We start from the raw sequence: 21,829 nt of genomic DNA, 5'->3' as shown, positions 1-21,829 counted from the left end.
ACAATTGAGTAAAAAAGTAAAAAGAATAAGCAAAAAGAGGTTAGTGCTTGTTCTTATGTTAGCATGTATTCTTTTTTTGGGACTAACATTTAGAACAGGATATCTTCAACTCGTAAAAGGGGAGTGGTTAAGTACTAAGGCAATTGAACAACAAACTAGAGAAATTCCTATAGAGCCTAAAAGAGGAACTATATATGATAGAAACATGAAAGAACTAGCCGTAAGTGTTACAAAATACACTGTGTGGTGTAAGCCTGTAGAAGTCAAAGACAAAAAAAGTGCAGCAACACAAGTAGCTGAAATTTTAGACAAAGAATATGAAGACGTATATAAGCAAGTAAATAAAAAAAATATGGCATTAGTTAAAATAGAAAGATGGATAGATGATGAAAAAGCAACAAAAATAAGAGAAGCTAAAATACCTGGTATATGGGTAGCAGAAGACAATCAAAGGTACTATCCATATGGAAACTTTGCTTCTTATGTATTAGGGCATACATCAAGTGATTCCCAAGGAATAGCAGGTATTGAGATGCAATATGATAAGTATTTAAAAGGCCAGGCAGGAAAATTAATAGTAAGTACTGATGCATCAGGAAGAGAAATACCAAGAGGAATGGAACAATACTATGAACCTGTTCAAGGTAAGGGGTTAGTACTTACAATAGATGAAGTAATACAACATTATACTGAAAAAGCTGTTCAAAAAGCTTATGAAATTAATAATGCTAAAAGGGTAACAGTTGTAGCAATGGATCCTAAAACAGGAGATATATTATCTCTAGCATCTAAGCCAGATTATGACCCAAATGACCCAAGAACTCCAATATATCCATACTATCAAGAAGAATTAGATAAATACAGTGAAAAAGATAAGATACAAGGATATTATAAAATGTGGAGAAATCCAGCTATAAGTGATACATATGAACCAGGTTCAACATTTAAACTTATAACATCATCATCAGGATTAGAAGAAAATGTAATAAAAGAAAATGATAAGTTCACATGTACAGGTGGAGTAACTATCAAAGGTCAAAGAATAAAATGTTGGAGACATTATAGACCTCATGGAGAGCAAAGTTTTAAAGAAGGAGTGCAAAATTCTTGCAACCCTGTATTTATAGAAGTTGGTAATAGATTAGGAGTATCAAAGTTATATGATTACATAGAAGGATTTGGATTTATGGATAAAACAAATATAGATCTTCCAGGAGAAGCAAAAGGTATACTATATAATGAAAAAAATGTTGGTCCAGTAGAGTTAGCTACTATATCTTTTGGCCAATCTATATCTGTAACTCCAATACAACTAATAACTGCAATATCATCTATAGCTAATGATGGTAATAGAATGGAGCCTAGATTTGTAAAAGCTTATACAGACAATCAAGGGAATGTAATTGAGGAAATAAAACCTACGAAAGTTAAACAAGTAATATCAGAAGAAACATCAAAGAAGATGATGGACATAGTAGAATCTGTTGTAAGCCAAGGATCAGGTAAAGCTGCATATATCCCAGGGTATAGAATAGGTGGAAAAACAGGTACTGCTCAAAAAGTTATAGATGGAAGGTATGCACAAGGAAAATATATATGTTCATTTATAGGCATAGCTCCAACTGATGATCCACAAATAGTAGTACTTGCAATAGTTGATGAACCAACAGGGGTAAGTGCTTTTGGTAGTACAACAGCAGGACCTATAGTAAAAGAAATAATGAATGATGCACTACCTTATTTAGGAGTAGAGCCAAAATATAGTGAAGAAGAAAAAGAAGAATTTGAAAAAAATAAAGTTACAGTTCCAGACGTAAGGGACTTAGCTATAGAAGATGCTGTTAAGGCATTAGAAGATGTTAACTTAATACCTAACTTAGACACAGATATAGAAATTCCTAAAGGGACTAAGGTTATTGATATGTTTCCAAAACCTGGTATAAAGGTAGATGAAGAATCTAGTATAGCACTTTATTTTAAATAATTAATAGATATAAAAGAACTATAATACTTCTGGAGGGAAATGTAAAAATTTGTAATTGAAAAGCAAAAGATTATTAACATCTGTTAGAAATACCTTCAAAAAAACAATAATATATTATATAATTATAAAGTTAAGAGTAGAAGGGGGGCAATGTATAACACATACATTGCCCTTTATTCAGAAAATTAAGTTAAATTTAATAACTTAAAGGAGGTTGAAAGATGAAAAGTCTAACAGTAGCTGATATAGTTATTGCAACGAAAGGTAAATTAATACTAGGCGATGAAAATTTCTGTATTGAAGATATAGTTATAGACAGTAGAAATGCAAATGACAAAAATGCATTTGTTGCTATAGTAGGTGAAAACTTAGATGGACATAAGTTTATGTGCTCAGCATATGAAAATGGATGCAAAACTTTTATAAAAAATGAAAGTAGTAGCATAAAATTAGATAGTTCGGACATAAATTTAATAGAAGTCAAAGATACTGAGGTAGCACTTGGTGATATAGCGAAATATTATAAAGAGCAATTTGATATACCATATATAGGAATAACAGGTAGTGTTGGTAAAACAACTACAAGGGATATGGTATACTCAGCAGTATCATCAAAGTTTAATACTTTAAAAAACGAAGGTAATTTAAATAATCAATTAGGAGTTCCATTAACATTATTTAAATTAGATGACAGTCATGAATGTGCAGTTATAGAGATGGGGATGTCAGGTTTTAATGAAATAGAATACCTAGCTAATATAGTTAATCCCAAAATAGGAGTAATATCTAATATAGGGTTATCTCATATAGAAAATTTAGGATCTCAAGAAGGTATATTAAAAGCTAAACTTGAAATAGCCACAAATTTTGATTCTTCATGCACATTAATAGTTAATGGAGATGATAAGTTTTTATCAACCTTAAAAAACAAAGAACTTAACTATAATCTAAAAACTTTTGGATTTACAAAAGACAATGATATATATTGTGAGAGCTATGAAATGAATGAAGATAGTATAACATTTACATGTATAATAAATGGTTCTAAAGAAGAAATATTTATACCTACAGTAGGTGAACACAATATATACAATGCAATGGCAGCAGTTTTAGTTGGAATGAGTTTAAATATTTCACTAGATAAGATAAAAGAAGGGTTAAAAAACTTCAAAGCTACAAAAATGAGACTAGACATAATAAAAAATGAAAACCTAACAATCATAAATGATGCATATAATGCTAGTCCAGATTCTATGAAAGCAGCTCTAAAAATATTAGGAAGATATAATAAAAAAAGAGTAGCTATACTTGGAGACATGTTTGAAATGGGTGAACATGCAGAGTATGGACATAGATTAGTAGGAGAAGAAGCAGTTAAAAATACTGACTTATTAATAACTATAGGTAATGATTCAAAGTTTATAAAAGATGAGGCAGTAAAATTAGGATTTAATAGCCAAAATGCATATCATTTTGAAACTAAAGAAGAAGCTATAAGTAAAATAGATAGTTTAGTAAATAAAGAAGATGTAGTTTTAGTTAAAGCATCTAGAGGTATGAAATTAGAAGAAATAGTAGAACATCTTAATAAGTAATTAACAAAAGAAATAGCCAGCAAGGGAGAGGAGATATATTATGTTAGGAATAACAGAACTTACGTATACATCATTGATTTCATTTCTAATAGTAATAATATTAGGACCAATTTTTATACCAATGTTAACAAAATTTAAGTTTGGGCAGACGGTTAGAGATGATGGTCCTCAAACACATTTAGCAAAAAATGGAACACCTACTATGGGTGGAATATTAATGATGGTAGCAATACTAATAACAGGGCTTACTAGAAGTCAAATTGGAAATGATTTAATAATAGGTCTTATATCAATAATAGGATTTGGTATGGTAGGATTTTTAGATGACTTTATAATAATAAAGAAAAGAAGATCTTTAGGTTTAAAGCCTTGGCAAAAAATAGTGCTTCAATTTGCACTTGCTATATATATATCATATTATCAATATAGTGCATCGCCAAGTGCAGCGCAGCTTATAATACCATTTACAGATGCATATATAAACTTAGGACCATTATACGTACCTATAATGACATTTATAATAATAGGTATAGTAAATGCAGTAAACTTAACTGATGGATTAGATGGGTTAGCATCAGGAATAACTTTAATAGTTTCAATATTCTTTATGTTACTTGCATCATACACTACAGTTGCAAATCCTGATGTTGCAGTATTAGCAGCAGCTACAGTAGGAGCATGTTTAGGATTTTTAGGATTTAACTCATACCCAGCTAGAATATTTATGGGTGATACTGGTTCTATGGCATTAGGTGGAGCAGTTGCGGCATTTGCAGTGTTAACTAATTCAATATTATTAATACCATTAGTTGGAGGAGTATACTTTGCAGAAGCATTATCAGTAATACTTCAAGTAGGATCTTTCAAACTAAGAGGAAAAAGAATATTCAAAATGGCACCTATACATCACCACTTTGAACAATGTGGATGGCCTGAAACTAGAGTGGTATTTACATTCTGGATAGTTACTGTAGTTTTAGCATGGATAGGAATAATAGCAATATTCTAATTGTGGGGGTAATAAAATGAACCTTAATGGAAAAAAAGTTCTATTAGTAGGGCTTGCAAAAACTGGTATATCAACAATAAAGCATTTAAATAAATTAGGTGCTAATATAATAGTAAATGATATAAAAGAAAAAGAAAAACTAGAAGATATATTAAATGAATTAAAAGACTTAGACAATATAGAATATATCTTAGGATATCATCCAGAAAATATAGATGATATAGAATTAGTAGTGGTATCTCCTGGAGTTCCTCTAGATTTACCATTTATACTAAAGATAAAAGAGAAAAATATAGAACTAATTGGAGAAGTAGAATTAGCTTATAGACTATCTACTAATAATCCAGTATTTATAGGTATAACAGGAACAAATGGAAAAACTACTACAACAAGTTTAGTAGGAGAAATATTTAAAGCTAATAGCAATGATACATATATCGTTGGAAATATAGGTAATCCTGTTATAGATACAGTGGAGGTTACTACTAAGGATTCTGTATTAGTAACAGAGCTAAGTAGCTTCCAATTAGAAAGTATAGACACTTTTAAACCACGTGTTAGTGCTATATTAAACTTTACAGAAGATCATTTAAATAGACACCATACGATGAAAAACTATATACAAGCAAAATCTAGAATATTTATGAATCAAGATGAAGAAGACTTTGCTATACTAAATTACGATGATGAAAATGTAAGAGCATTAGAAGATAAAGTTAAAGCTAAGAAAATATTCTTCTCAAGAACTACAGAATTAAAAGAAGGAATATTCTTAGATAAGAATAACAATATAGTTATAAGATTAGATAAAGAAATAGTACTTTTAAACAAAGATGAGCTAAGTTTACCAGGAAATCATAACTTAGAAAACTGTATGGCAGCAGCAATGATTGCATATGTTCTAAAAGTTGACATAGAAGTTATAAGAAAAGTACTAAAAACATTTAAAGCGGTAGAACATAGACAAGAATATGTTAAAACGCTAAATGGAGTAACATTTGTAAATGACTCTAAAGCTACTAATCCAGATTCATCTATAAAGGCAGTACAGTCTTACAAGGAGCCTATAATATTAATAGCAGGTGGTATGGATAAGAAAAGTACTTTTGATGAATTTTTAGAAGTAGCTAAAGAAAATGTAAAAGCATTAGTTCTTTTAGGGGAAACAGCAAATTTAATAAAAGAATGTGCAATTAAAAAAGGATTTAAAGAAATATATCTAGCAAAAGATATGGAAGAAGCAGTTAATACATCTTATAAAATCGCAAAAGAAAATGATGTAGTACTTCTTTCTCCTGCTTGTGCAAGCTGGGATATGTATAAGAGTTATGAAGTAAGGGGTAATGACTTCAAGGATAATGTAAACAAATTAAAGTAACCTCTTAGTCTTGGGAATGGAGGTAAGTCTTTAATGACTAAGGAAGCTTTAAAAAAACAAATTGAAAAAAATGTTAAAACAGAGTTTGATAGTGTGATATTTTACACTACAATGACTTTAGTATTTATAGGAATCATCATGGTGTTTAGTGCGAGCTTTGTTCAATCCTCCTTTAAGCATCATGATGCTTATTATTTTCTAAAGAGAAATGTAATTTATGCAATACTAGGATTTATTTGTATGATTACTATTTCAAATGTAGATTATAAGGTCTGGAAAAAGAATACAAAGCCTATAGGTATAGTATCTATAATACTACTTATATTAGTACTTACTCCACTTGGAATAAAAGCAAACGGAGCTAGAAGATGGTTAGGGGTAGGTGCATTTACAATACAACCTGCTGAAATAGCTAAATTTGCAACTATAATAATTACAGCTAAATTAATAGAGAAAAAATATGAAAATATAAAGTCTTTTAGAAAAGGGCTTATACCACTAATGTTAGTACCACTTTTATTTTTTACACTTATAATGGGTCAACCAAACATGTCAACAGCAGGAACTATAATATTAGTAACATTTGTTATGATATTTGTTGCAGGGATGAGTATGAAAATAGTTGGATTTATGTTTGGTAGTGGTATTGCATTATTCTTAGCACTTGGATTAACTTCAGAGTATAGATTAAAGCGTATATTATCATTTCTAGACCCTTTCCAAGACCCATTAGGTAATGGGTATCAAGTCATTCAAGGGCTTTATGCATTAGGCTCTGGAGGACTATTTGGCATGGGACTAGGAAAGAGCCAGCAAAAGTGGTTTTACATACCAGAGCCCCAAAATGACTTTATATTTGCTATAATAGGAGAAGAGCTAGGTCTTATAGGTTGTGCAGTAGTTATAATGTTATTTGTTATACTAGTGTATAGATGCGTAAGAATAGCATTAAAATGCGACAATATATTTGCTTGTATGGTAGTTATAGGAATTGGTGCACAAATAGGAATACAGGCAGCTTTAAATATTGCTGTAGCAACATCATCAATGCCAGTTACAGGAGTTGCATTACCATTTATAAGTTATGGGGGAACTTCCCTTGTAATATTTATGAGTGCTATAGGAATAGTCCTAAATATCTCAAAACATGTCAAAATTAATTAACAGGAGAGGATAAAATGAGAGTTTTATTATCAGGCGGTGGAACTGGGGGACACGTTTATCCAGCCATAGCCATAGCAAATAAAATAAAAGAGGAGCATCCAGAAGCAGAAATACTTTTTGTAGGAACTCAAAAGGGTATAGAATCAGAAATAGTACCTAAATATGGATATAGATTAGAAACAGTAACAGTACAAGGATTTAAAAGAAAAATAGATTTAGATAATGTAAAAAGAGTATTTAAGTTATTTAAAGGATTAGAGCAATCAAGAAGAGTTGTTAAAAAATTTAAGCCAGATGTTGTAATAGGAACTGGTGGGTATGTAAGTGGTCCAGTTTTATTTAACTCAGCTATAAATAAGGTTCCAACAGTAGTACATGAACAAAACTCTTTCCCAGGTGTCACTAATAAAATACTTTCTAAGATGGTTACAAAAGTATTAACAAGCTTTGAAGATTCTCATCAAAGATTCCCTGAAGATAGTAGAGAAAAATTAACACTTACAGGAAATCCAGTAAGAAAAGAAATATTAAATGCTAGAAAAAATATAGCAAGAAGAAATTTAGGGATAACTGAAGATAAGAAAATGGTACTTTGCTACGGAGGTAGTGGAGGAAGTGAAGATATAAACAATGCAATGAGATTAGTCATAGATAATATGGTAAAAGAAGACGTAGCATTTATATTTGCTACAGGAAAGTATTACTATGAAGAATTCTCTCAAACTATAAGTCACTTAAATTTAAAGCCATACCAAAAAGTAGTACCATATTTAGAAGATATGGCTAATGCATTAGCAGCAAGTGATTTAGTTATAGGAAGCGCAGGGGCTATATCTTTAGCTGAAATAACAGCACTTGGAAAACCATCAATAATTATACCAAAAGCATATACAGCTGAAAATCATCAAGAGTATAATGCTAAAAGTATAGAAAATCAAGGTGCTGGAATAGCGATACTTGAAAAAGATTTAACTCCTGAAAAATTAAATGAAACAGTATTTAGGCTTTTAGGAGATAAAGAAAAATTAATAGATATGGCAAATGCAAGTAAAGAAATAGGAAAGCCTGAGGCTATTGAAATAATATATGATGAAATACTAAAAATTTATAATGCTAATAACAAGCAAAAATCACCATCTAAAAAAGAAAATAAAAAGATAAAAACAAACAATCAAGCAGAAGAAGTACAAAATGCTTGTAATAAAGATACAGAACAAGAACAACCAAAAGTAATTGGAATAAAGAAAAAGTAACATATATCCCCTCTAGCACATAATATTTAAATTATAGACCTTATGATTTAACATACAGCACTAGGGGGGATAATTTTGTCTAAGTATATAATTAAAGGTGGCAACAAAATAGAAGGAAAGCTTAGTATAAGAGGAGCTAAAAATGCTATATTACCAATAATGGCAGCCACCATACTTAATGAAAGTGTGAGTATTATCCATAATGTACCTGATATATCAGATGTACATTTTATGATAAAAATATTAGAAAGCATTGGATGTAAAGTAAGTTATAGCGATGGTACACTTATTGTAGATAGCTCATTTGCTGATCAAGTGGAGATAGAGGAGTGCTACGTTAGAAAAATGAGATCTTCCATAATTATAATGGGAGCAATGATTGGTAGATTTGATTATACTAAAATAAGTTACCCAGGAGGATGTGCAATTGGTTCAAGACCAATAGATTTACACCTTAAGGCTTTAAAAAAATTAGGTATAAGGATAGAAGAGGACGAAGGTTTTATAAAGTGTTATAAGGATAGTTTAGAGGGAAATATAATAAACTTTGAGTTTCCAAGTGTTGGAGCTACCGAAAATGCAATTCTAGCTGCAGTTAAAGCAACAGGAATAACAAAAATATATAATGCAGCTAGAGAACCTGAAATAGAAGATTTACAAAATTTTTTAAATAAAATGGGTGCCAAGGTAAAGGGAGCCGGAACTAATTATATAGAAATTGAAGGTGTAAAAAAACTTCGCAGAGTAGAACATGATGTCATACCAGATAGGATAGCAATAGGAACATATATGATAGCATCGGCATTAACTAATGGTAAACTTGAAGTAGATAATGTAGTAATATCACATATGGAGCCTATAAGTGATAAGCTAAGAAGTGCAGGGTGTGAAATAGAGTATAAAAATGGTGGGTTATTACTTAAACCTCCAAGTAAAATAAAATCAATAGATTTAGTTAGGACTTCACCTCATCCAGGATTTCCAACAGATATGCAAGCTCAACTTATGACATTTATGACCCTTTCGGATGGGATAAGTGTATTTCATGAGACTATTTTTGAAAATAGGTTTATGCATTGTGCTGAATTAACTAGGTTAGGAGCTAATATTAAATATATAACAGAAAATATATGTATGATAAAGGGTGTAGAAAAGTTAAGAAGTGCAAAAGTTAAATCTCCAGACCTAAGAGGAGGGGCAGCTTTAGTATTAGCGGCATTAACTATTCCACAGGAAACAGAAATAAGTAATATATATCATATTGAGAGAGGTTATGAAAATATAGAAGATATCCTAACAAGATTAGGTGCAAATATATTAAAAATAGAGGAAATAGAAAAATAAAAGGCTTTTAAGCCTTTTTTTCATGAAGATTATATTGTATAAAGGATAAATTATATTATTAGTTGTATTAATATTATATACGATTTTTAAGGAGATATATTTTATGAAAAGATTAAAAAAGGGAGCTTTAATAAATATTCTAATATTAATACTAATAATTATAGTAATTTTATACACACTACTGAATAGCAAGATTTTCAATAGTAATCAAATAAGAATTGAAGGAAATGAGAAAATTTCAAAGGACTATATAGTTAGAATTCTAGATCTAAGAGAAGATAAAAATATATTTATGTACAACTTAAAAGATATGGAAAAAGAACTTGAGGAAAATAAGTACATAGAAGATGTAAGGGTAAAAAGGGAATTTCCAAATAAGCTACATATAATAATTATAGAAAAAGAAATATCAGGAATAATTCAAGATGATGGTTTAAAATGTTATATTGATAATAAAGGTAAGTTTATAGATAAAGTTAAGAAAGATGAAGAAATAGATAATTATCTTATGATAGATATTGGATATAAGCTAGATAAGAATAATAATATAAAGTTTAAAAAAGAAAGATATAAAAATAATTTATTGGAAGTATTAAAAAATATAAAAAGTTGCACTTTATACAAAAAAATAAATAAGGTTAAAATAGAAGAAGATTCTATAAGAATGTACACTCCAAAAGGTTTAGAAATTATATTTTTAAACAATAAAGAGATAGAAAAAAATATAAAAAAAACAGAAGCAATATTAATAGATTTACAAAGTAGTAAAATAAGTAAAGGAACAGTTGATTTTAGACAGGGTAAAAATCCAATTTACATGCCATAGGTATGAGTGATTTTACCAAAAATAATATAAAAAGGCATAGTGATTTTTAATATGCAATTAAAAGTTATGAATGGGGAAAATAATATAACAAAAAATTCCTACAAAAAATATAAATAAAAAGTATTAAAAAACTTGAAAAATATAAGTGTTTCAAAGTAAAATAAAGAGGGTAAGCATTTATGATATGGATATTAATAAGATTAGCCTTATGTATAGTAGATTGATATTATATAACGTTTACTTATCCTATAGATTATTTTTTATATATCTGTAGAAATACTTATAAGTAAGGATTTTATATTTGGTGCAATAAAGTCTTGGTTTTAAGGTAAATATGTCACTAAACTAGTGTTTAGGTCGAGATTATATGACAACTTATCAGTTATTAGAAGACATATTGTTACAAATTTAAGAAATAAAAAAAGAGGAAATTGAATATTTTTGTGGAATAACTTAGTTAATTATTAACAAAAACAAGAATTAAATGATATAATTAATACATACATTTACTTATAATCATAAAATAGGGAGGTTACGCGATGCTAAACTTTGACGTTGAAACAGATGGACTTGCACAAATCAAAGTAATAGGTGCAGGTGGCGGTGGAAACAATGCTGTTAATAGAATGGTTGAAGCACAGCTTCAAGGTGTTGAGTTTATAGCTGTTAATACTGATAAACAAGCTTTACTTACATCAAAAGCAGAATATAAAATTCAAATAGGTGAAAAATTAACAAGAGGGCTTGGAGCGGGAGCAAATCCTGAAGTAGGAAAAAGAGCCGCTGAAGAAAGTAAGGATGAAATAGTAAAGGTACTTCAAGGTGCTGATATGGTATTCGTTACAGCTGGTATGGGTGGAGGAACAGGAACAGGTGCTGCTCCAGTTATAGCTCAACTTGCTAAAGAAATGGGAATACTTACAGTAGGAGTAGTTACAAAGCCGTTCTTATTTGAAGGTAAAGTAAGAATGAAAAATGCAGAAAATGGGATAGCTGAATTAAAGTCAAAAGTTGATACATTAATAACTATACCTAATGATAGACTTTTACAAATAGTACAAAAGAATACATCTATGCTAGACGCATTCTCTATAGCAGATGACGTATTAAAGCAAGGTATACAATCTATATCTGATTTAATAGCTGTACCAGGACTTATAAACTTAGACTTTGCTGACGTTACTTCTGTAATGAAAGAACAAGGACTAGCTCATATGGGTCTAGGAAGTGCTTCAGGTGAAAATAGAGCTATAGAAGCAGCTAGACTAGCTATACAATCACCACTTCTTGAAACATCAATAAGAGGTGCTAGAGGAGTCTTACTTAACATAACAGGAGGACCTAACCTAGGATTACTTGAAATAAATGAAGCATCAACTCTAGTTAATGAGTCATGTGACCCAGAAGCAAACATAATATTCGGTGCATCTATAAGAGAAGACTTAGGTGAAGAAATAATGATTACTGTTATAGCGACTGGTTTTGATGAAAATAATCATGACTTAGGTTACAAGATAGCTGAAAAACCAAAGGCTACTTCAAGACCTACTTTAAATACACAACCAACACAACCAGCACCACAAATGCAAAAAACATCAATAATAGAAGAGAAAGAAGAGATCATAGCTCCAAAAGAAGAACCTAAAAGATCTAGCTTTATGGAAGAGGATGAAATGGAGATACCAACTTTCTTAAGAAGAAGAAGATAAAGAAGTCTAAATGACTTCTTTTTTTGTATATAAAAAATTTTTATTAAGCTTAAAATATTAAAAAATATATAGATAGCATATATAAATCTAAAAAATACTTGAGAAATTAGCAAATTAAGTAGAGATATGAATAAAGTAAAATTTTTATATAAAAAATTAGTTATTATAATTTTAAGAATAAAGATAGATAACTTTGAATAAATATTAGTATAGAGAATAACAAAGTTAATTAAATAAAAACAATATAACAATACTATATAAATATTAAATAGAAAAGAAAGCAGAATGCTTTCTTTTTTTGTGAATTTTTACACTAAAATAAATGGGTTTCGACCATTAAAAATGACATAAAATTATAAACTATCTAACTTATAATATACACAAAGGTTAAAGGAGGTTAGCTTAATGTATATAGAGTACTACATTATAGAAAACCTATTAATAAATTATATTATTATAAGTTGTACATCTATACTAACAAAAAAATATAATAACAATAAAAAAAAATGGATATGTGCATCTGTAGGTACATTGTATTCAATTGCGTACATTTTTCCACAACTAGATATATTATTTACGCTACCACTAAAGATTATTATCATAGGACTAATAACATTATTTTTATTTGATTATAAAAATAAAAAAGAATACTTTAGAGTATTGTTGGTATTTTTATTAGTTAATATATTTATTTCTGGAACTACATTTTTTATAATTTATTTCACAGGTATAAGTCATTTAAAGATATCATTTTTAATCATTTGTGCATATACAAGTTGTGAACTTTTAAAATATATCTATAATGATATAAGTTTAATGAGGCAAATAAAGGAGAGTACAAAAGAAATTGAAATAACATTGCTTAATAAGACATGTAGTTGCAAGGCATTATTAGATACTGGAAATTTATTAAAAGATCCTTTAAGTAATAATGACATAGTAATAGTAAAATCCAAAGCTTTGAGAAATATAATTCCAAGCTATCTATACGATTATGAATACGATGATATAGATATAGTTGAGATTGAAAGTATAATAGATAATTTAGAAAGTGATATTGCATCTAGGGTAAGAGTTATACCTTATAAGCATGGTGGAAGTAGCAAAAATAATATAATGCTTGGTATAAAAGCTGATTATATAGAAATTGATAAAACAAAAATAGGTAATATAGTGGTTGGAATATCAGATTTTGATGATGATAAATACAATGCTATACTAAATCCTAGTATATTATCGTAAATAAAACAAACAAAAGGGGGAGATTATTATGAAGTCATTAATTGCAAAGTTATCTATCAGAATTAAGAAAATACTAATTAAATTTAAAATCTTAAAACCAAAAGGTGTGTATTACATGGGGGGCGTAAATGTATTACCACCACCATTAAATTCAGATGAAGAAAGTGAGCTATTACAAAGGTTAGAAAAAGATGAAGAAGTAAAAACAATTTTAATAGAGAGAAATTTAAGATTAGTAGTATATATATCTAGAAAATTTGAAAACACTGGAATTGATATTGAGGATTTAATATCAATTGGCACGATAGGACTTATTAAAGCTGTAAATACATTTAAGTTAAATAAAAATATAAAATTAGCTACTTACGCATCAAGATGTATCGAAAATGAAATCCTAATGTATCTTAGAAAAAATAATAAAAAGAAGGTAGAAGTATCCTTTGATGAACCTTTAAATATAGATTTAGATGGAAATGAACTACTACTTTCAGATGTATTAGGAACAGAAAATGATGAAATCTATAAAATAATAGAAGAAGAGATAGATAAAGATTTATTGGTTATGGCTTTAGATAGATTATCAGATAGAGAAAAGCAAATTATGGAATTAAGGTTTGGGTTAATAAATAGGGGAAGGGAGAAAACTCAAAAAGAAGTAGCTAATATACTTGGAATATCTCAATCTTATATATCTAGATTAGAAAAAAAATAATATCAAGATTAAAAAAAGAAATGAAAAAATTTATATAATTATCTCTTAAAAGTATAAAAAAATATGATGTGTAAATAATTTCATATAGATAAAACTTTTAAGAGAGGACTGAAATTTATGCAAATTAATAAAGTTGAAATCTGTGGTGTAAATACATCTGAACTTCCAGTACTTAAAAATAATCAGATGACCGAACTTCTTCACAAGATAAAAGATGGGGATGAAGAAGCAAGACAGCAATTTGTAAGAGGTAATTTAAGACTAGTTTTAAGTGTAATACAAAAATTCAACAATAGAGGGGAAAATATAGACGATTTATTTCAAATTGGATGTATAGGACTTATAAAGGCTATTGATAACTTCGACTTAAGTCAAAATGTAAGATTCTCAACTTATGCAGTCCCTATGATTATAGGTGAGATAAGAAGATATTTAAGAGATAACAATCCAATAAGAGTAAGTAGGTCATTAAAAGATATTGCATATAAGGCCTTACAAGTAAGAGAAAGACTTGTTAGATCAAATTCAAAGGAACCTACAGTATCTGAGATATCTAAGGAATTAGAATTACCTATTGAAGATGTTGTAATGGCATTAGATGCAATACAGGATCCTATATCATTATTTGATCCAGTTTATCAGGATAATGGAGATGCAATATTTGTTGTGGATCAAGTTCAAGATAAAAAAGATACAGATGAAAATTGGTTACAAGAAATTGCCTTAAAAGAGGCCATAAAAAAATTAAATAGCAGAGAAAGGTTAGTTTTAGATCTTAGGTTTTATAAAGGAAGAACTCAAATAGAAGTAGCTGATGAGATAGGTATATCGCAAGCGCAAGTATCGAGAATAGAAAAAAACGCATTGAAAAATATGAGAAAATATATATAATATATAGTATAAGAAAAATCGTTGGTATATAATGCCAACGATTTTTCTTAGAACTGAGAAAACATTTTTAAAAATTGAAAAATTTTTCTTAATATGTGATAAGAATAGGAGTTAGACCATGTTAACATCATCAATAGGATATATGATCTTGCGTACATTTCCAGAAAGTCTAGTAACTATATTTTGTGGGATGTTGCTTATGGGAATAAAATTAGATAATAAAGAAATCCTAAAAAAAGGATTTTTATTAGGTGTGATAGTAATAGCGATAAGATCTTTACCTATAAATTTTGGAGTACATACAATATTATCTATGATAGCTTTAGGAATAATGTTATACAAAATGTCAAATGGTGATTTATTAAGAACAGTAATATCAACATGCTTATTTTTTATAGCACTTGCCATGAGTGAAGGGATATATATTTTTATAGCAACAAGTTTATTAAATATACCAATAGAAATTTTAACTAATCAAGACGGACCAATTTCAGCTATAAGAACGTTACCGTCACTTTTAATAGCTATAGGAATTGTATTTTTACTAAAAAAAATAGTTATGGAAAATGTGAACCAATATATTAAGAGGGGATAATTATGGGGATAATAGAGGAGTTATCGTTAAAAGCGTCGAATAAGTTAGGGAAGAAGCTTGATAAAAATGATGAAGAAATAGCAGTTATAAACTATGGGCTATTTACAATATTACATACTAGTTTAGCAATAGTTGTAACGATAATAGTAGGTTTATTAACTAAAACATTAATTGAAATTATGACAATATCTATAACATCCGCTATTTTAAAAAGGTATTCTGGAGGTGTGCATGCAACTAGCCCAGAGAGATGCACTTTAATAGGAGTTATATTAGCATATATACTATCTTATATATCAATAAGTATAATGGATATTGATATGAGTATTACTATATTAATGATAATATCTATAATAGGATTTTCTTATTATATTTTATATAAAAAATGTCCAGCACCATCAAAGAATAAACCTTTGAAAAAAGAAAGTACTAGAAAAAAATTAAGAAAAAAAGCCTTTAATCTAATTAATATATATGTAGTTTTAATTATAATATTACTTAGTATATATTCAATAAACAATGTTACAATTGCAAAAAGTATAGCCTTATCAATGGTACTAGGAATAGGACTTCAAGTGTTTGTATTAACTAGCCTAGGGGGCAGACTTATCAACTTGTTAGATAATTTTTTTAATATAAATAAGTTTTTATCTAAAAATATGTCTTAAATATATTTAGGGCAAAATAAAATGTAAGGGGGAAATAAGATGGATTTCTTATTAGGTTCAGTATCTGATTTATTAACTAAAGTTGCAGAAGGAGCATCAACATATTGTATGCTTATATTCTTTGAACCAGAAGTACCAAAGTCATTAAGAGAAGAATAATAAAAAATCATGAGGATTTACTCCTCATGATTTTAATTTAATAAAGACAGTTCTAGGTGAAATCTATGCAAAATTTTGATAAAAAAAGAAATAAAAAAGTTTTTGAGATAATAGTTATACTAAAGGTTATATACGTTATATCAAGTTTATTAGCTATAGCAAGTTTTGTAACTTTTGAAGAACAAGCAAAGGATGCAATAACTATTACAATATCAATAAGTATAATATTAACAATATTAATGGGTTACTTTTTATGGATATCTATTTATACTAAAAATAGAATAGATAAGTCTCCTAAATTTTTAGATTACTTAGAAACATCTATACTGATAGGAATGTTTATAATAGTAGTATTTTTCACAGGAAAAGCAGAAAGTGGATATAAATTACTTAGTATATTTATAGTTATAATATCCTCAATACAGTTTGGGAAAAATTATGGTGTAGCATCTTCTATTATTCAAATAGTAGCAATACTAGCTATTAGTATAATGTTTACAAGTGGAAATGAAGAAATGTTAAGGTTATATTTTGAAAGAGATTTAGTTCTTAGTGCAGCCTTATTTGTTATAGCTATTATACTAGGTATGTATGTTGATACAGAAAGAGAACATAGTAAGGAATTAAGAGAATTAGCAAATAAAGATGAATTAACTGGATTATACAATCATAGGTATTTTCAAGAATATCTTAATAATACACTAATAGAAGCAGATAAAAATGATAAAGAAGTTTCTTTATTATTTATGGATATAGATTACTTTAAAAATTATAATGATGTAAATGGGCATCAAGCTGGGGATTTATTACTTGAAAAGATTGGGAAAATATTAAATGAAAATATGAGAGAAAATGATATAGTTGCAAGGTATGGTGGAGAAGAATTTGCAGCAGTACTTCCTGACACAACAGAAGAGGATGCTATAAAAATTGGTGAAAATATAAGAAATGCAATACAACAGACTGAGTTTGAAGGTCAAGAAAATCAACCAAACAAAAATATTACTATATCAATAGGTGTATCATCTTATCCAAATAGTGCTATTAATAAACATCAGCTTATAAACACAGCAGATGATGCCTTATATAGAGCAAAATCTTTTAATAAAAATAGAGTAGAGTCATACCACAGTATATTATATGACTTATGCAGAGAAATAAATATACCAGAAGAAACAATAAAATCATTAAAAACATTTATAAATATGATAAATATAAAAGATAGATATACATATGGCCATACAGAGAGAGTGGTTATTTATTGTAAGTGGTTTGCACAGTCTATTGGATTAAGTGAACACGACCAAGCACAAATACAGATAGCAGCATATTTACATGATATTGGTAAGCTAGAAATTCCTGAAGAAGTTTTAAATAAAAAAGGTAGACTTACAGACGAAGAATTTAATATGCTTAGAAATCATACTCAAGCAGGAGTTGACCTTATACACCATATAGTGCCACTAAAGGATTTTAGATCTATAATAAGACACCATCATGAAAGGTATGATGGGAAAGGTTATCCAGATAAACTTCAAAAAGAGGAGATTCCATATTTGGCAAGAATGATTACTATTGCAGATAGTTTTGACGCAATGACATCTAATAGACCATATAACACAAGGAAGAGCCATGAAGAAGGAATACAAGAATTGAGAGCTAATGCTGGTACTCAATTTGATCCATATTTAGTTGAGAAGTTTATAGAGATGTTAGAAAAATATAAAGATAATTTTTAAAAAATAGCCTATAAAGGTTATTTTTTTTTGTACAAGTACATATTTATTTTTGTAAGGGAGGGGATTATAATGTTAAGAGTATCTGATATAATGGAAAAGGAAATCATAAACATTAAAAATGGAAAAAGAATGGGATTTATAACTGATATAAATTTAGATATAAATGAGGGAAAAATAATGTCTTTTACAGTTAGTGGAGATGGAGGAAGAAGTCTATTTTCAAGAGGTGATGAAGGACAAGTTATATTTTTTAATGATATACTAAAGATAGGTTGTGATACTATAATAGTAAATATAGGTTCAGAACTAAATATAGACGATTTTAATATATAGCCAACAAAGGAGGATATAGATATGCAATGCCCTTACTGCAACTATAAAGAATCTAAAGTAGTAGATTCAAGACATACAGACAGAAAGTCTATAAGAAGAAGAAGAGAGTGTGAATCTTGTAAAAAAAGGTTTACTACTTATGAGAAAATAGAGATGACACCTGTAATGGTAGTTAAAAAAGATAATAACAGAGAATATTTTGATAGAGAAAAGTTAAAAAATGGAATACTAAAGTCTTGTGAAAAAAGACCTGTATCAGTAGAGCAAATAGATGACATAGTATACTATATAGAAAACGAAATAAATAAGCTTTATATATCTGAAATAGAAACTGGGGAAATCGGAGAAATGGTAATGGATAGGCTAAAAGAGGTTGACGAAGTAGCTTATGTTAGATTTGCATCTGTATATAGACAATTCAAGGATATAAATACTTTTGTAGCAGAGCTAAAAAATATATTAACAGAGAAAGGTAACTAGCATGGAAAAATTCATAAGAGTAAATGAAATAGATAAAAATTTAGACTTTGTAAATTTAGCTGTAACTCTTAAAAATGTAGATGCAAAGTCAAAAGATGATATGTTAACTGTTTGTAAAGAAGGGAACTTTAATTTTAAAAACTTAACAAGTAATGTACAAATACATTCAGATATAGTTAATGTAGTTGAAAAGTTTGATATAGGATTAAAGAAGGATGGAGATGCACTTATAACAAACTTAACAAATACTCCACTATTAATATTTACAGCAGATTGTGTTCCAATAGCTTTAATAGACAAGAAAAATAAAGCTATTGGGCTTATCCATGCTGGATGGAGAGGGACTTATTCAAAAATAGTTAAAAATACTATAGATAAAATGATAGAAAAATATAACACTAATCCAAAAGATATAGTAAGTGTTATAGGACCATCTATAGGTAGATGTTGTTATGAAGTTTCAGAAGAGCTTATAGAAAAATTTAACACAATTCTTACAAACAAAGATGAAAAATTTTATATAATAAAAGAAGGGAAGTATCATTTAGATTTATGGAATGTTAATGAACAAATATTAAAAGAATGTAATGTTAAAAAAGAAAACATAATAAACTTAAATATTTGCACAAGTTGTGAAAGTGATAGATTCCATTCTTACAGAAAACATGATAAAACAAATGAAAGAATAGGTATGATACTAGAGATAAAATAAAGAGGTGAATTAATACCATGAAAGTAAAAGTACTTGTTATAGATGATGAAATGCATATAGTAGAGCTTTTAAAGTTCAATTTAGAAATGTCAAACTATGAAGTTGACTATGCATACGACGGAATAGATGGATATATAAAGGCAAGAGAATTAAAGCCTGATTTAATATTATTAGACTGGATGTTACCTAATATAAGTGGTATTGATGTACTTAGAAAGATAAGAAGTGACAAAGAATTAGCTAATACACCAGTTATAATGCTTACTGCTAAAAATATGGAAAATGATAAAGTAGAAGGGCTTGAATTTGGTGCTGATGATTATATGACAAAGCCATTTAGTATAAAAGAACTACTTGCTAGAATAGGTACTGTACTTAGGAGGTGTAATATAAAAGTAAAGACTAAAGAATCTACATTATCTACTGGAGACTTAAAAGTTGATTTAAGTAAACATGAGGTATATAAAGGAAGCGAAAAAATAGAACTTACTCTTAAGGAATTTGAATTATTAAAACTTTTACTAGAAAATAAAGGAAAGGTTCTTTCTAGAAATTATTTATTAGATAAAATATGGGGATATGAGTATTATGGTGAGACAAGAACAGTAGATGTTCATATAAGATATCTTAGAAAAAAAATTGAAAGTGAAAATGAATCGGACAAGTATATTCAGACAATTAGAGGTGTTGGATATAAAATTGATTAAAATATAACTTAGGAGATAACAACATGGAACAGTTAAGTACACTAGGGTATTCTATTTTATTAATATCTATAATAATCTCTATATTGTCAATACGATATACTTTAAGATTAAGAAAGTATTTAGAAGAATTTATATATGTTTCTAAAAAAATAAGTAATAAAGAATTTCATTCGAGAATAAGTAGTACAGCTAAAGGTGATTTAGGTGAATTAAGCAGAAACTTTAATGAAATGATAGAAATAATGGACAAAACCATAAGTGATTTGGACTATAGCAATTTACAAAAAACTTCTATACTAAAAAGTATATCTCATGGAATTTTAGCTATAGATATAGATGGAAATATAATGCTTATAAATGAAGAAGCTAAAAGAATGTTAAAATGTGATAATGGTATATTGGTAGAAGGAAAAAATATAAAAAATGTAATAAAAGAAGAAAAGTTATTAGAAGAAATAAATACGTTTAAAGGTTGGAAGCAAAATAAAACCGATGAACTAAAAATTAATGATGATTTAGTATATAAGGTTAGCATAGACCCAATATATCTTGAAAGTATAAAGCACATAATAATAGGTTCTATAATAAATATACAAGATATAACTGAAAAAGTTAAATTAGAACATATGAGAAGTGATTTTGTAGCAAATGTTAGCCATGAATTAAAAACACCTTTAACATCAATAAGTGGTTTTGTAGAGACCTTAAGGCTAAATGAAAATATTGATGTACAAACTAGAAATCGATTTTTAAGTATAATCGAAACTGAATCAGATAGATTAAAAAGATTGATTGATGATATATTATTACTTTCATTTATCGAAAATAATGAAAAGATAGTTTACGAAGGTGTATCCTTATATAATGTCTTTTTAGAAGTATATGAAATGACTAATTATATAGCGAAATCTAAAAATATAAACTTAACTTATGAGTTTGATGATAAATCGATTGTAGTATTTGCAAATAGAGATTATATAAAACAAGTATTTTTAAATCTAATAGATAATGCAATAAAGTATACTCCAGAAAATCAAGGTAAGACAGTAAAGGTAAGTGTAGGTACAAAACAAGATAAAATCATAATAAAAGTAAAAGATGAAGGTATAGGTATACCTAAAGAAGATATAAATCGTATATTTGAGAGATTTTATAGAGTTGATAAAGCAAGAAGTAAAGAAGTAGGCGGTACAGGTTTAGGTCTTGCTATAATAAAGCATATAGTTAAGTCTTTAGGTGGAACAATAGAAGTAAAAAGTGAATTAAGACATGGTAGTGAATTCATAGTTAATATACCTGAGAAAATTTCCTTTAAATAAAGGAAATTTT

20 protein-coding genes and 1 pseudogene are annotated in these 21,829 nt (G+C 28.2%); all 21 read left to right on the top strand.

Features of this window, described 5'->3' with window-relative positions:
* Positions 1-4 precede the first annotated feature (4 nt).
* The 21 genes and pseudogenes from FRIFI_RS11370 to FRIFI_RS11270 all read left to right on the top strand — a co-directional run bounded on the left by FRIFI_RS11370 (position 5) and on the right by FRIFI_RS11270 (position 21,819).
* The gene (locus FRIFI_RS11370; RefSeq protein ID WP_240275606.1) at positions 5-1,984 is read left to right on the top strand and encodes a stage V sporulation protein D; all 1,980 of its coding nucleotides are present in this window, start codon (positions 5-7) and stop codon (positions 1,982-1,984) included.
* Positions 1,985-2,205: 221 nt separating this feature from the next.
* Complete coding sequence (locus FRIFI_RS11365; protein WP_166505902.1) at positions 2,206-3,579, top strand: UDP-N-acetylmuramoyl-tripeptide--D-alanyl-D-alanine ligase; 1,374 nt, start codon at positions 2,206-2,208, stop codon at positions 3,577-3,579.
* A 37-nt stretch (positions 3,580-3,616) separates the two neighbouring features.
* Positions 3,617-4,588: a phospho-N-acetylmuramoyl-pentapeptide-transferase gene (gene mraY, locus FRIFI_RS11360; RefSeq protein ID WP_092924153.1), complete on the top strand. Its 972-nt coding sequence runs from the start codon at positions 3,617-3,619 to the stop codon at positions 4,586-4,588.
* A 16-nt stretch (positions 4,589-4,604) separates the two neighbouring features.
* A complete protein-coding gene (murD, locus tag FRIFI_RS11355) occupies positions 4,605-5,966 on the top strand; it encodes a UDP-N-acetylmuramoyl-L-alanine--D-glutamate ligase (RefSeq protein ID WP_166505900.1) in 1,362 nt (453 codons plus the stop codon).
* Positions 5,967-5,999: 33 nt separating this feature from the next.
* On the top strand, positions 6,000-7,130 hold the full coding sequence (spoVE, locus tag FRIFI_RS11350; protein WP_092924157.1) for a stage V sporulation protein E: 1,131 nt from the start codon (positions 6,000-6,002) through the stop codon (positions 7,128-7,130).
* A 14-nt stretch (positions 7,131-7,144) separates the two neighbouring features.
* The gene (murG, locus tag FRIFI_RS11345) at positions 7,145-8,383 is read left to right on the top strand and encodes an undecaprenyldiphospho-muramoylpentapeptide beta-N-acetylglucosaminyltransferase (RefSeq protein ID WP_092924160.1); all 1,239 of its coding nucleotides are present in this window, start codon (positions 7,145-7,147) and stop codon (positions 8,381-8,383) included.
* A gap of 75 nt (positions 8,384-8,458) precedes the next feature.
* The gene (gene murA / locus FRIFI_RS11340; RefSeq protein WP_166505899.1) at positions 8,459-9,727 is read left to right on the top strand and encodes a UDP-N-acetylglucosamine 1-carboxyvinyltransferase; all 1,269 of its coding nucleotides are present in this window, start codon (positions 8,459-8,461) and stop codon (positions 9,725-9,727) included.
* Positions 9,728-9,830: 103 nt separating this feature from the next.
* Positions 9,831-10,553 (top strand): cell division protein FtsQ/DivIB, encoded by a 723-nt coding sequence (locus FRIFI_RS11335; RefSeq protein ID WP_092924166.1) that lies wholly within the window; start codon positions 9,831-9,833, stop codon positions 10,551-10,553.
* Between the two features lie 539 nt (positions 10,554-11,092).
* Positions 11,093-12,262 carry a cell division protein FtsZ gene (gene ftsZ / locus FRIFI_RS11330; protein ID WP_092924169.1) on the top strand — a complete coding sequence of 390 codons (1,170 nt, stop codon included), beginning with the start codon at positions 11,093-11,095 and terminating at the stop codon, positions 12,260-12,262.
* 405 nt (positions 12,263-12,667) lie between these two features.
* Positions 12,668-13,504, top strand: coding sequence for a sigma-E processing peptidase SpoIIGA (locus tag FRIFI_RS11325; protein ID WP_092924172.1), 837 nt, complete (start codon positions 12,668-12,670; stop codon positions 13,502-13,504).
* A 28-nt stretch (positions 13,505-13,532) separates the two neighbouring features.
* Positions 13,533-14,254: pseudogene (gene sigE / locus FRIFI_RS11320) on the top strand (RNA polymerase sporulation sigma factor SigE).
* A gap of 79 nt (positions 14,255-14,333) precedes the next feature.
* A complete protein-coding gene (gene sigG / locus FRIFI_RS11315) occupies positions 14,334-15,107 on the top strand; it encodes an RNA polymerase sporulation sigma factor SigG (RefSeq protein ID WP_092924178.1) in 774 nt (257 codons plus the stop codon).
* 118 nt (positions 15,108-15,225) lie between these two features.
* Positions 15,226-15,702, top strand: coding sequence for a hypothetical protein (locus FRIFI_RS11310; protein WP_092924181.1), 477 nt, complete (start codon positions 15,226-15,228; stop codon positions 15,700-15,702).
* Between the two features lie 2 nt (positions 15,703-15,704).
* The gene (locus FRIFI_RS11305) at positions 15,705-16,370 is read left to right on the top strand and encodes an accessory gene regulator ArgB-like protein (protein WP_166505898.1); all 666 of its coding nucleotides are present in this window, start codon (positions 15,705-15,707) and stop codon (positions 16,368-16,370) included.
* Positions 16,371-16,409: 39 nt separating this feature from the next.
* Positions 16,410-16,529: a cyclic lactone autoinducer peptide gene (locus tag FRIFI_RS11300; RefSeq protein ID WP_092924187.1), complete on the top strand. Its 120-nt coding sequence runs from the start codon at positions 16,410-16,412 to the stop codon at positions 16,527-16,529.
* A 65-nt stretch (positions 16,530-16,594) separates the two neighbouring features.
* Positions 16,595-18,268 carry a bifunctional diguanylate cyclase/phosphohydrolase gene (locus FRIFI_RS11295; protein ID WP_092924190.1) on the top strand — a complete coding sequence of 558 codons (1,674 nt, stop codon included), beginning with the start codon at positions 16,595-16,597 and terminating at the stop codon, positions 18,266-18,268.
* 69 nt (positions 18,269-18,337) lie between these two features.
* Positions 18,338-18,601, top strand: a complete 264-nt coding sequence (locus tag FRIFI_RS11290) for a YlmC/YmxH family sporulation protein (RefSeq protein ID WP_092924192.1) — start codon at positions 18,338-18,340, stop codon at positions 18,599-18,601.
* Between the two features lie 21 nt (positions 18,602-18,622).
* The gene (gene nrdR / locus FRIFI_RS11285; protein WP_092924195.1) at positions 18,623-19,081 is read left to right on the top strand and encodes a transcriptional regulator NrdR; all 459 of its coding nucleotides are present in this window, start codon (positions 18,623-18,625) and stop codon (positions 19,079-19,081) included.
* 1 nt (position 19,082) lies between these two features.
* Positions 19,083-19,793 carry a peptidoglycan editing factor PgeF gene (pgeF, locus tag FRIFI_RS11280; RefSeq protein WP_092924198.1) on the top strand — a complete coding sequence of 237 codons (711 nt, stop codon included), beginning with the start codon at positions 19,083-19,085 and terminating at the stop codon, positions 19,791-19,793.
* A 17-nt stretch (positions 19,794-19,810) separates the two neighbouring features.
* The gene (locus FRIFI_RS11275) at positions 19,811-20,500 is read left to right on the top strand and encodes a winged helix-turn-helix domain-containing protein (RefSeq protein ID WP_092924201.1); all 690 of its coding nucleotides are present in this window, start codon (positions 19,811-19,813) and stop codon (positions 20,498-20,500) included.
* Positions 20,501-20,523: 23 nt separating this feature from the next.
* The gene (locus tag FRIFI_RS11270) at positions 20,524-21,819 is read left to right on the top strand and encodes a HAMP domain-containing sensor histidine kinase (RefSeq protein WP_092924204.1); all 1,296 of its coding nucleotides are present in this window, start codon (positions 20,524-20,526) and stop codon (positions 21,817-21,819) included.
* The last annotated feature ends 10 nt before the right edge of the window (positions 21,820-21,829 follow it).

This window comes from Romboutsia hominis (assembly GCF_900002575.1).
In the GTDB taxonomy this organism is placed as follows: Bacteria; Bacillota; Clostridia; order Peptostreptococcales; family Peptostreptococcaceae; genus Romboutsia_C; species Romboutsia_C hominis.
This window is presented reverse-complemented; position numbering and strand designations above follow the sequence as displayed.

Bases quoted from the DNA above. Each gene is read 5' to 3' on its own strand.
- FRIFI_RS11365 (WP_166505902.1), top strand. From the start codon at position 2,206: ATGAAAAGTCTAACAGTAGCTGATATAGTTATTGCAACGAAAGGTAAA.
- murD (WP_166505900.1), top strand. From the start codon at position 4,605: ATGAACCTTAATGGAAAAAAAGTTCTATTAGTAGGGCTTGCAAAAACT.
- spoVE (WP_092924157.1), top strand. From the start codon at position 6,000: ATGACTAAGGAAGCTTTAAAAAAACAAATTGAAAAAAATGTTAAAACA.
- murG (WP_092924160.1), top strand. From the start codon at position 7,145: ATGAGAGTTTTATTATCAGGCGGTGGAACTGGGGGACACGTTTATCCA.
- FRIFI_RS11335 (WP_092924166.1), top strand. From the start codon at position 9,831: ATGAAAAGATTAAAAAAGGGAGCTTTAATAAATATTCTAATATTAATA.
- ftsZ (WP_092924169.1), top strand. From the start codon at position 11,093: ATGCTAAACTTTGACGTTGAAACAGATGGACTTGCACAAATCAAAGTA.
- FRIFI_RS11325 (WP_092924172.1), top strand. From the start codon at position 12,668: ATGTATATAGAGTACTACATTATAGAAAACCTATTAATAAATTATATT.
- sigG (WP_092924178.1), top strand. From the start codon at position 14,334: ATGCAAATTAATAAAGTTGAAATCTGTGGTGTAAATACATCTGAACTT.
- FRIFI_RS11310 (WP_092924181.1), top strand. From the start codon at position 15,226: ATGTTAACATCATCAATAGGATATATGATCTTGCGTACATTTCCAGAA.
- FRIFI_RS11305 (WP_166505898.1), top strand. From the start codon at position 15,705: ATGGGGATAATAGAGGAGTTATCGTTAAAAGCGTCGAATAAGTTAGGG.
- FRIFI_RS11300 (WP_092924187.1), top strand. From the start codon at position 16,410: ATGGATTTCTTATTAGGTTCAGTATCTGATTTATTAACTAAAGTTGCA.
- FRIFI_RS11295 (WP_092924190.1), top strand. From the start codon at position 16,595: ATGCAAAATTTTGATAAAAAAAGAAATAAAAAAGTTTTTGAGATAATA.
- FRIFI_RS11290 (WP_092924192.1), top strand. From the start codon at position 18,338: ATGTTAAGAGTATCTGATATAATGGAAAAGGAAATCATAAACATTAAA.
- nrdR (WP_092924195.1), top strand. From the start codon at position 18,623: ATGCAATGCCCTTACTGCAACTATAAAGAATCTAAAGTAGTAGATTCA.
- pgeF (WP_092924198.1), top strand. From the start codon at position 19,083: ATGGAAAAATTCATAAGAGTAAATGAAATAGATAAAAATTTAGACTTT.
- FRIFI_RS11275 (WP_092924201.1), top strand. From the start codon at position 19,811: ATGAAAGTAAAAGTACTTGTTATAGATGATGAAATGCATATAGTAGAG.
- FRIFI_RS11270 (WP_092924204.1), top strand. From the start codon at position 20,524: ATGGAACAGTTAAGTACACTAGGGTATTCTATTTTATTAATATCTATA.